Consider the following 9388-nt stretch of genomic DNA (forward strand, 5'->3'; position numbering starts at 1 on the left):
GTCGGCAGGAACTAGCTCGTCAATGCTGACGAACTCCATAGTGGACTGGGTTTGGGGGCGGTCTTTTAACATGCCCCATTATAAAAAGTCCCCGCACGAGGGCGAGGACTTTGTCAGCAGTCTGAAAGCCGACCTTTACGGGTCGGCTTTTTTATTTGCGTAAATTCGGCGCGCTCTACAGCAGATCATTGACCAAACACAATATCCCGATAATAAGCCCGTGCAGCACCACCGGCGTTATCGGAATCGGACATAATCGCCACTCCGTGAGCGGTATCGAACTTGCGGCCAAAATGACGCTCAAAATCCGCCGCCACATTCACCCTCTGCTGGTGCCACTGCCCCAAACCTTTCTCTCCACAACGCACAGGAATCATCACCGAATTTTTGGAGAAGGGGTTTTTCCAGGGCGGCAAATCTGTTTCCCGATTACACCACACATAATTGAGTGCCAAGGTATCCCAGGGGAACGGACTTAACTTAACCACCACATAGATGCGCGCCGGGTAATCATCCCCCGACTTCGTCAGCGGATCATCGATGTCATAGACATTGTCTACCCGCCAACGCCAATTCAGATAGGGCGTGCGTTCAAGGTTGATATCCAGCTCTCTATACAGCGCAGAAGCCGTGCCACGAGTATCCGCCTGCAATACCGGCACGCCGTCCAGCTGAACAACACGGTAATCCGTTTCACCTTTAAAGCTCTGCTTTTGCCAATGCTGCAAATCGCCGGAAGCAAAGTCGGAAATGCGAACTTCGCCAGAATTCGACTCCTCGACCTTTTGCACAGCACAACCGGCCAATGCCAATAAAAACACAAGAACACTAAATTGAAGGGTGCGCATCAAAAGTCAATCTCCCATAATATTGCGACTTTCGACACAACACTTGCTGCGGCAGTTCCATGGGGCCGCCAACCATACCCCACGAGGCTTTATGAGCTGGCTACAACTGAAACTGGACACTGAGCGCAACGCCGTGGAAGCACTTGAAGACGCCCTGTTGGCTGCGGGAGCCGTGTCGGTCACGTTACAGGATTTGGAAGATAACCCCATTCTGGAACCCGGCGTTGGCGAGACGCCCCTGTGGGACAACATCCGCCTGATGGGGTTATTTACCGCCGACACCGATACTGCCTTGGCAACGGTACAGGCCACCGCACACTACGGCGCCGACCTACCCGTACACCGCTGGGAAATTCTCGAAGACAAAGACTGGGAACGCACCTGGATGGACAACTACCAACCCATTCAGTGCGGCCAGCGCTTGTGGATATGCCCCAGCTGGTTGCAGCCGCCAAAAGCGGATGCAGTGAACCTGATGCTCGACCCAGGGCTGGCGTTCGGCACCGGCACCCACCCCACTACCTTCCTGTGTCTGAAGTGGCTGGATGGCCTCGACCTGGCGGGCAAAACAGTGGTGGATTACGGCTGTGGCTCCGGCATTCTCGGTATTGCCGCCCTGCTGTTGGGAGCGGACAAAGTAATCGCTATCGATAACGACCCTCAGGCATTATTGGCTACCGCCGACAACGGCCAGCGTAACGGCATTGATCCGGCCCGACTGACCACTTACCTGCCCGGTGAGCAGCCACAACTGCAGGCAGATATTGTGGTTGCCAATATTCTCGCCGCCCCGCTGATCGAGCTGGCGGAAACTATCTCCGGGCACACCCGCAGCGGCGGCCTGCTGTGTATGGCTGGCCTGATCGACAGCCAGCAACAGGAGGTTATGGCTGCCTATGTGAACCAGTTCGACTTTCACCCCAGTGAAAATCAGGATGAGTGGCTGCGCCTGAGCGCAACAAAGCGCTAGAATGAAAAAACTCTAATAACAATTACCGTCTATGGACCACATCACCCGCTGCCCCGCCTGCGCTATCGCCTTTCAAGTGAGCGACGACCAGCTGCAACTGGCGGCGGGCAAGGTGCGCTGTGGTGCCTGCCTGACCATCTTTGACGCCCGCACTTACTTTGAGCTGCCACTTGCGACACAGCCAGATACTGTCCCTGATATAGATGACGATCTTCTGATTCACGATCAGATGGACACCTCCCTGATTGAGCCAGCGGTAGAAAGCCAGGCTATTCCCGAACCCGAACCCGAACCCGAACCCGAACCCGAAGAGCCTGCGGCAGGAATCCCGGAAATAACAGAACAACCGGCTCCACTGTCGCTGCCCCCCGCAGAGGATCACCCAAAACTCACCTACCAACCTCAGGAACTGCCGGAAGAAATAGAGAAAACCGTTATTCCCCTCGGCTGCGACAGCGATGGCTCTGTTATTGAAATGGGTTGCGACCAGGAGGAATCGGAACAGGAATACCACGGCGAAATCAGCGAACCGCTCGACGACGAAATCCTCCCTGAGGCAGAAGCGGCTTTCGACTCCCCCTTTGGCACCCCAGCACCAAAACCCAAACGCAACCCGTTGTGGGCAATCGCCTGCGTGCTGGCCATCGCGCTGTTGCCATTGCAGTACGCCCATTTCAACGCAACCACTTTGTCGAAAAACCCACAATATCGCCCTTGGCTGGAGCAACTGTGCCAGGTAACCGGTTGCACCGTACCGGCGCAGGTAGACCTCAGTAAAATAAAACCCAGCAGCCTGATGGTGAGCAGCCATCCCTCCCAGGCCAACGCCCTGCTGGTAGAAGCGGTGATCGAAAATCACGCCGATTTTGCCCAGCCGCTGCCCCAGCTGCTGCTCACCTTTAGCAACCTCAACGGCCAGACCATGGCCCAGCGTCACTTCCAGCCAAGTGAATATCTGCAGGGAGAGATGCAATCCCGAAAACTGTTCCCGCCCAAGCGGCCCGTGCGCATTCGCCTGGAATTGGCAGACCCCGGCCCAGATGCCACCAACTACCAGCTACTGGTAACTAAGTAGCTGCCCACGCTCACAGCACAAAGCGACAACCCGAAATCGTTCAAAAAACGAACAATATTCCTTTATTACTGTTGGTCATTGCGAGTATCATTAGCGCCCCTCGCGGAAGGGTGGTCACTTATTGACCAATTTTCATTGCCAACAGTGAACAACCCGTGCTGCAGATCGGCCCATACAACATCCCCAACCCCACCGTTCTCGCCCCAATGGCGGGAGTGACAGACCTGCCGTTTCGGCAATTGTGTCGTGAGCTGGGTGCAGGCTTGGTGGTGGCGGAAATGGTGACCTCGGACGTCAGCCTGTGGAACAGTCTCAAGTCTCAGCAACGGCTGATTCACCGCGATGAACCAGAGCCCCGCGCAGTACAGATTGCCGGTGCAGAACCGGCGATGATGGCCGAAGCCGCAAAAGCCAATGTGGAACTGGGCGCGCAAATCGTCGATATCAATATGGGTTGCCCAGCGAAGAAAGTGTGCAAGCGCGCCGCCGGTTCAGCACTGCTGCAAGACGAACCATTGGTGGAGGAAATACTCCGAGCGGTGGTTGCCGCCGTGGATGTGCCGGTAACGCTGAAAATCCGCACCGGCACCAACCCGGAGCAGCGCAATGGCGCCACCATCGCCAGGCTGGCAGAGCAATGCGGCATTGCCGCACTGGCGGTGCACGGCCGCACTCGCGCCTGCCGTTTTATGGGTAACGCGGAGTACGACACCATCGCCGATATCGTCGACAGCGTGCAAATACCGGTGATTGCCAATGGCGATATCGACTCACCCCAGAAGGCGCACCAGGTGCTCGACCACACCGGCGCAGCGGCGGTAATGATTGGTCGCAGCGCCCAGGGGCAGCCGTGGATATTCCGTGAGATTAACCACTTCCTGGCCACCGGTCGCGAGCTGTCAGGGCCACAGCCACAGGAAGTAAAAGACATTTTGTTGCGGCACATCAACGGCCTGTACAGCCACTATGGCGACTATATGGGCCTGCGAATTGCGCGCAAACACGTGGGCTGGTACCTGGCAACAAACTGCCATAACACAGCCCAACAAAACTCGTTGCGCGCCACCTTCAACAGCCTGACAGAGGCGCCGCAGCAGCTGGAATTTTTGAACCAATTATTCTTTCAACCGCTTTCTCAAATGGAACCAATGCAGGAACAAGTTGCATGACCCCCGACACCTTTACCATACAGGCCGACAGCGAAGCGGCCATCGACGACAACCAGCCTCACGAGCACGAGTCTCTGCGTTACTGCACGGAATACGCCCTGCAACATTTTTTTGAATGCCTGGATGGGCAAATGACCACCGGCCTCTACGACCTGGTGATCAGCGAAGTAGAGCAACCGCTGCTGGAAACCGTAATGGCATACACCCGCAACAACCAAAGCAAGGCCGCGCAATTGCTGGGGCTTAATCGCGGTACTTTGCGTAAAAAGCTCAAACAGTACGATTTGCTGTAACGAAAACCACGTCATCGCGAGCGCAGCGCGGCGATCTCCAGCCAGGCGCTTCGCAATGACGAAAAAGTAACAAACCACCCAATACATCCCAATCAGGATCACCACCTAATGACCGCACAACTGACCACCGTCAAACGCGCCCTGATCAGCGTTTCTGACAAAACCGGTATTGTTGAATTTGCCCAAGCGCTGACTGCCCAGGGCGTTGAAATTCTTTCCACTGGCGGCACCTTTCGCTTGCTGACTGAAAACGGCGTCCCCGCCATTGAGGTATCCGAGTACACCGGCTTCCCGGAAATGATGGATGGCCGGGTAAAAACCCTGCACCCGAAAGTACACGGCGGCATTCTCGGCCGTCGTGGCAAAGACGACGGCGTGATGGCCGAGCAAGGTATCCAACCCATCGACATGGTGGTGGTGAACCTGTACCCGTTCAAAGCCACCGTGGCCGACCCCAACTGCGACCTGCCCACCGCCATCGAAAACATCGATATCGGTGGCCCCACCATGGTGCGCTCCGCCGCCAAAAACCACAAAGACGTGGCCATTGTAGTTAACGCCAGCGACTACGATGCTGTGCTGGCCGAGATGCAAGCCAACAACGGCGCACTGGGCTACGACACCCGCTACGGCCTGATGGTAAAAGCCTTCGAGCACACCGCCATGTACGACGGGATGATTGCCAACCACTTTGGCGCACGAAACACCAACAATGAGAAGCGCGACTTCTCCGACACCTACAACGTGCAATACCTGAAAACACAGGACATGCGCTACGGTGAAAACCCGCACCAGAAAGCGGCTTTCTTTAAGGAAGCAGAACCCGCCGAAGCCTCGGTTTCCACCGCCACCCAGCTGCAAGGCAAAGAGCTGTCGTTTAACAACGTGGCCGATACTGACGCAGCGCTGGAAACCGTCAAGCTGTTCGACGAACCCGCCTGTGTCATCGTCAAACACGCCAACCCCTGCGGCGTGGCGGTTTCAGGCGACATAAAAACCGCCTACGAACTGGCCTTCGCCACTGACCCGGAATCCGCCTTTGGCGGCATTATCGCCTTTAACCGGGAGCTGGATGCAGACACCGCTGCCGCTATTGTGGAAAAACAATTTGTGGAAGTGATTATCGCGCCATCGGTTTCTGAAGACGCTGTTGCTGCCGTCTCCGCCAAGAAAAACGTTCGCCTGCTGGCCTGCGGCGAGTGGAGCGACACACGCCCAACCGCATACGATTACAAACGCGTAAACGGCGGCCTGCTGATCCAGGAAAAAGACAACGGCATGGTCAACAAAGAAGACCTTAAAGTGGTTACCAAAGTCACCCCCAGCGATGAGCAGATGGACGACCTGTTGTTTGCCTGGAAAGTAGCCAAAATGGTGAAATCCAACGCCATCATCTACGGCAAAGATGGCCAAACCATCGGCGTGGGTGCCGGCCAGATGAGCCGCGTCAACTCCGCCCGTATCGCCGCCATCAAGGCTGAGCATGCCGGCCTGGAAGTGAAAGGAGCTGTAATGGCGTCCGACGCCTTTTTCCCGTTCCGCGATGGAATCGACAACGCCGCAGCCGTTGGCATCAGTGCAGTGATTCAGCCAGGCGGTTCCATGCGCGATGACGAAGTAATTGCTGCAGCGGATGAGCACGGCATGGCGATGGTATTCACAAGAATGCGCCATTTTAGGCATTAAGAGTCGTCACTGAGAATGTATCTTTTCCGCCGTGGCGGCGTTGCTGCTCGTTATTGCGTTGCTCACCTACTACAGTAGGCTCCGCTACTCATAACGAGCGCGCCTTGCCACAACGAAAAATCCACATCCTCAGCACTTCGATTAAGATAAAACCGTCATCCCCGCGCAGGCGGGGATCCATGTTAAACATTACTGTGCTTTAACCACACTACAGAATCGTCAAAACCGGTAATGCTGGAAGCACAATATTTGGTTATCGACTGAGACACCAAACCAACAACATCTAAAACACAATACCGACAGGGAATAAATCATGATAAAACATACAGTTGCTCTTGTTCTCACCCTTTTCGCACTGGCTTATAGCCTGACAGCGACAGCCAAGTCCCCCTCCTACAACTATGCTGACATCAGCTATCAAAAGTCTACCGGTAGCCGTTTTATTGACTTCCAAGGCCCGTCAATTGCGGCAAGCCACTTAATATCATCTAACTGGTTTATTGAAGGTGCTTTTTATGACGGTCACAATAACGATGGGCTGCCGGAATTTAACCTAAGCTCTTTTCGTTTCGACCTTAGGCGCTGGAATTTTGGCGCCGGTTATAAAAACGAATTATTCAGTCAATCTAATTGGTACACCTCACTTAACTACGTTGAAAAGCGCTCAAAAATCAGCAACATCTCAAACAATTTTGAAAGGTCTCGAAGCATTGACGGTTGGAATATAAAGGCTGGTATACGCTCAAATATTACGGATCGCTTTGAAGTTGGCGTTCAAGCATTATACGAAACACTCAGTGGCTCATCACCACAAACTCAGGCAGCAAATATTCCTCCTGAAGAGGACAACACAATAGTGCTCTTCAACGAGCCTGATATACAAAATTCTTTAAAAGATAACCGTTACAGTTTAAGTGGCTACACACTCTTTAAGCTCTCATCAACACTTGGCCTAAAAGCAGCCATTGAGTATGGAGATAACAGAGAGTCAGAAACCTCAATGTCTCCCGGTCAGTCAGAAACAGTATCCTCCCTAAAAGACAACAACACTACATACACATTGGGTTTACGCTGGATATTCAGCTAGGACATACCTTTGCCCCATTCCAGCCAACCCGCTACAATCCGCCCACTTTTTAACTCAGCAACCTCTCCTGTATTCCAATGAATGTACTCGTAATCGGCAGCGGTGGCCGTGAACACGCCTTGGCGTGGAAAGCCGCACAATCAGCAAACGTAGAAACCGTTTACGTGGCTCCCGGCAACGCCGGTACCGCACTGGAAGCCAAGCTTGAGAATGTCGCCATCGATGTGATGGACTTTGCTGCATTGGCAGAGTTTGCTGAAAGTAATAACTGCGGCCTGACCATCGTTGGCCCGGAAGCACCGCTAGTGGAAGGGGTAGTCGACTTTTTTGCCGAAAAAGGTCTGCGCTGTTTTGGCCCGTCACAGGGTGCGGCACAGTTGGAAGGCTCTAAAGCATTCACCAAAGACTTTCTCGCTCGCCACAATATCCCCACCGCTGGTTACGGTAATTTCACCGACGTGGACGAAGCCATCGCTTACCTGCACAAGATGGGCGCGCCCATTGTAGTGAAAGCCGATGGCCTTGCCGCTGGTAAAGGCGTGATCGTTGCCGAAACCCTGCAACAAGCGGAGGACGCCGTGCGCGATATGCTCTCTGGCAACGCCTTTGGCGATGCCGGTTGCCGGGTGGTGATTGAGGAGTTTCTGGCCGGAGAAGAAGCCAGTTTTATTGTTCTGGTAGACGGTGAAAACGTACTACCCATGGCCACCAGCCAGGACCACAAACGCGCCTACGATGGCGATAAAGGGCCAAATACCGGCGGCATGGGCGCCTACTCCCCTGCTCCGGTGGTTACCCCGGAGATCGACCAGCGTATTATGGAACAGGTCATCCTGCCTACCGTGCGCGGTATGGCAGCTGAAGGCAACAGCTACACCGGTTTCCTGTACGCCGGGTTAATGATCAGCCCGAACGGTCAGCCCAAAGTGATTGAATACAACTGCCGCTTTGGTGACCCGGAAACCCAGCCCATTATGATGCGCCTGCAGTCCGACCTGGTGGAACTGTGTCAGGCCGCCATCGACGGGCAACTGAACAACAAAACCACCCAGTGGGACAACCGCGCCGCCGTTGGTGTGGTATTGGCCGCTGGCGGATACCCCGGCAGTTACGCCAAAGGCGAAGTGATCTCTGGCCTGCCGAGAACTGACGCCGAAAACGCCACTCACTTAGATACAAAAGTCTTCCACGCTGGCACCAAAATGGATGACGACAACGTGGTCACCAGCGGCGGGCGGGTACTTTGCGCCACCGCCCTTGGCAACAGCGTATCGGAAGCGCAAGCCAGCGCTTACGAGCTGGTGAAACAGATCGATTGGAACGGCATGGAATGCCGCACCGACATCGCCTACCGCGCTATCGCCAGAGAAAATTCGTAAAAAACTCCCCTCATGCACCCCATACCCTCAGGGTATGGGTTCTGCACTAATTTCAGTAAAGAAATGCAAAGAAAGCCCTCAAAATAGTGGGTATAGCGTTCTCCGCAGTAGTACCAATTGTTTTTTCGGAGAAACGGGAGAGATAGCATGTGTATTTTTGAGCTAACCGCCATTCTCGAGCAATACAAAATTCCCCATCGCCTGGACAACGGCAAAGTCATGGCCAAGGGCAAAGACAGTCGCTGGATAGATGTGACGGGTTGGAGCCGACTGCAAATGGCAAAGTGGTTGCAAGCTGCTTAAGAAGCAAAGAAATTTACGCAAACAAAAAACCGCGCTAAACACAGCGCGGTTTTTTTATATTTATCCGTCTTTGGGAGCCCCGTTACCCTTTCTACGTCCACCATTTTTTATCACTGTATATAAAGTTACGAATATCGCCATTAAAAAACCAACACTGGCAATTAAATTTACAACAAACAGTAGCAAAAACCCGGACACATACCCCATATAGGTCATGGTTCCAGTGATAATAAAAAGCACAGCCTCCGTTACCAACCCATCAAATCGAGTTACTCGCGAAGTATCAACACTTTTCAAACCGTGATAATTGGATCTAAGCGACATAATGAATTATCGAAAAAATCATAGCGATAGATTAATACACTACTGAGCTACCTGCCAAAAATCCAAATACTGTAAGCACACTGTATTTAATAATTCACATAAAAAAACCGCGCTGCAAACAGCGCGGTCAGACTGCTGACAAAGTCCTCGCCCTCGTGCGGGGACTTTTTATAATGGGGCATGTTAAAAGACCGCCCCCAAACCCAGTCCACTATGGAGTTCGTCAGCATTGACGAGCTAGTTCCTGCCGACCA

General features: G+C 53.6%; 9 protein-coding genes. 8 read left to right on the top strand and 1 reads right to left on the bottom strand.

Features of this window, described 5'->3' with window-relative positions:
* Nucleotides 1-185: 185 nt before the first annotated feature.
* On the bottom strand, nt 186-848 hold the full coding sequence (locus QSV34_RS14935; RefSeq protein WP_289156026.1) for a DUF3047 domain-containing protein: 663 nt from the start codon (nt 846-848) through the stop codon (nt 186-188).
* A gap of 91 nt (nt 849-939) precedes the next feature.
* Here QSV34_RS14935 and prmA point away from each other — a divergent pair, with 91 nt between their 5' ends.
* The 8 genes from prmA (at nt 940) to QSV34_RS14975 (ending at nt 8810) form a co-directional block, all read left to right on the top strand.
* On the top strand, nt 940-1818 hold the full coding sequence (gene prmA / locus QSV34_RS14940) for a 50S ribosomal protein L11 methyltransferase (RefSeq protein ID WP_289156029.1): 879 nt from the start codon (nt 940-942) through the stop codon (nt 1816-1818).
* Nucleotides 1819-1849: 31 nt separating this feature from the next.
* Entirely contained in the window at nt 1850-2893 is a 1044-nt protein-coding gene (locus tag QSV34_RS14945) for a DUF3426 domain-containing protein (RefSeq protein ID WP_289156030.1), read from the top strand.
* 155 nt (nt 2894-3048) lie between these two features.
* A complete protein-coding gene (gene dusB, locus QSV34_RS14950) occupies nt 3049-4062 on the top strand; it encodes a tRNA dihydrouridine synthase DusB (protein ID WP_289156031.1) in 1014 nt (337 codons plus the stop codon).
* On the top strand, nt 4059-4355 hold the full coding sequence (fis, locus tag QSV34_RS14955) for a DNA-binding transcriptional regulator Fis (protein ID WP_289156032.1): 297 nt from the start codon (nt 4059-4061) through the stop codon (nt 4353-4355). Before dusB ends, fis begins: the two co-directional genes overlap by 4 nt.
* Before the next feature lie 108 nt (nt 4356-4463).
* The gene (purH, locus tag QSV34_RS14960; protein ID WP_289156033.1) at nt 4464-6041 is read left to right on the top strand and encodes a bifunctional phosphoribosylaminoimidazolecarboxamide formyltransferase/IMP cyclohydrolase; all 1578 of its coding nucleotides are present in this window, start codon (nt 4464-4466) and stop codon (nt 6039-6041) included.
* Nucleotides 6042-6354: 313 nt separating this feature from the next.
* Entirely contained in the window at nt 6355-7128 is a 774-nt protein-coding gene (locus tag QSV34_RS14965; RefSeq protein ID WP_289156034.1) for a hypothetical protein, read from the top strand.
* 77 nt (nt 7129-7205) lie between these two features.
* Nucleotides 7206-8507 carry a phosphoribosylamine--glycine ligase gene (purD, locus tag QSV34_RS14970; protein WP_289156036.1) on the top strand — a complete coding sequence of 434 codons (1302 nt, stop codon included), beginning with the start codon at nt 7206-7208 and terminating at the stop codon, nt 8505-8507.
* 147 nt (nt 8508-8654) lie between these two features.
* On the top strand, nt 8655-8810 hold the full coding sequence (locus QSV34_RS14975) for a hypothetical protein (RefSeq protein WP_289156038.1): 156 nt from the start codon (nt 8655-8657) through the stop codon (nt 8808-8810).
* Nucleotides 8811-9388: the final 578 nt, after the last annotated feature.

It is taken from the genome of Porticoccus sp. W117, from assembly GCF_030341905.1.
Classification (GTDB): domain Bacteria; phylum Pseudomonadota; class Gammaproteobacteria; order Pseudomonadales; family Porticoccaceae; genus SCSIO-12696.

Coding starts and splice junctions, on each gene's coding strand:
- QSV34_RS14935 (WP_289156026.1), bottom strand. CDS start 848: ATGCGCACCCTTCAATTTAGTGTTCTTGTGTTTTTATTGGCATTGGCC.
- prmA (WP_289156029.1), top strand. CDS start 940: ATGAGCTGGCTACAACTGAAACTGGACACTGAGCGCAACGCCGTGGAA.
- QSV34_RS14945 (WP_289156030.1), top strand. CDS start 1,850: ATGGACCACATCACCCGCTGCCCCGCCTGCGCTATCGCCTTTCAAGTG.
- fis (WP_289156032.1), top strand. CDS start 4,059: ATGACCCCCGACACCTTTACCATACAGGCCGACAGCGAAGCGGCCATC.
- purH (WP_289156033.1), top strand. CDS start 4,464: ATGACCGCACAACTGACCACCGTCAAACGCGCCCTGATCAGCGTTTCT.
- QSV34_RS14965 (WP_289156034.1), top strand. CDS start 6,355: ATGATAAAACATACAGTTGCTCTTGTTCTCACCCTTTTCGCACTGGCT.
- purD (WP_289156036.1), top strand. CDS start 7,206: ATGAATGTACTCGTAATCGGCAGCGGTGGCCGTGAACACGCCTTGGCG.
- QSV34_RS14975 (WP_289156038.1), top strand. CDS start 8,655: ATGTGTATTTTTGAGCTAACCGCCATTCTCGAGCAATACAAAATTCCC.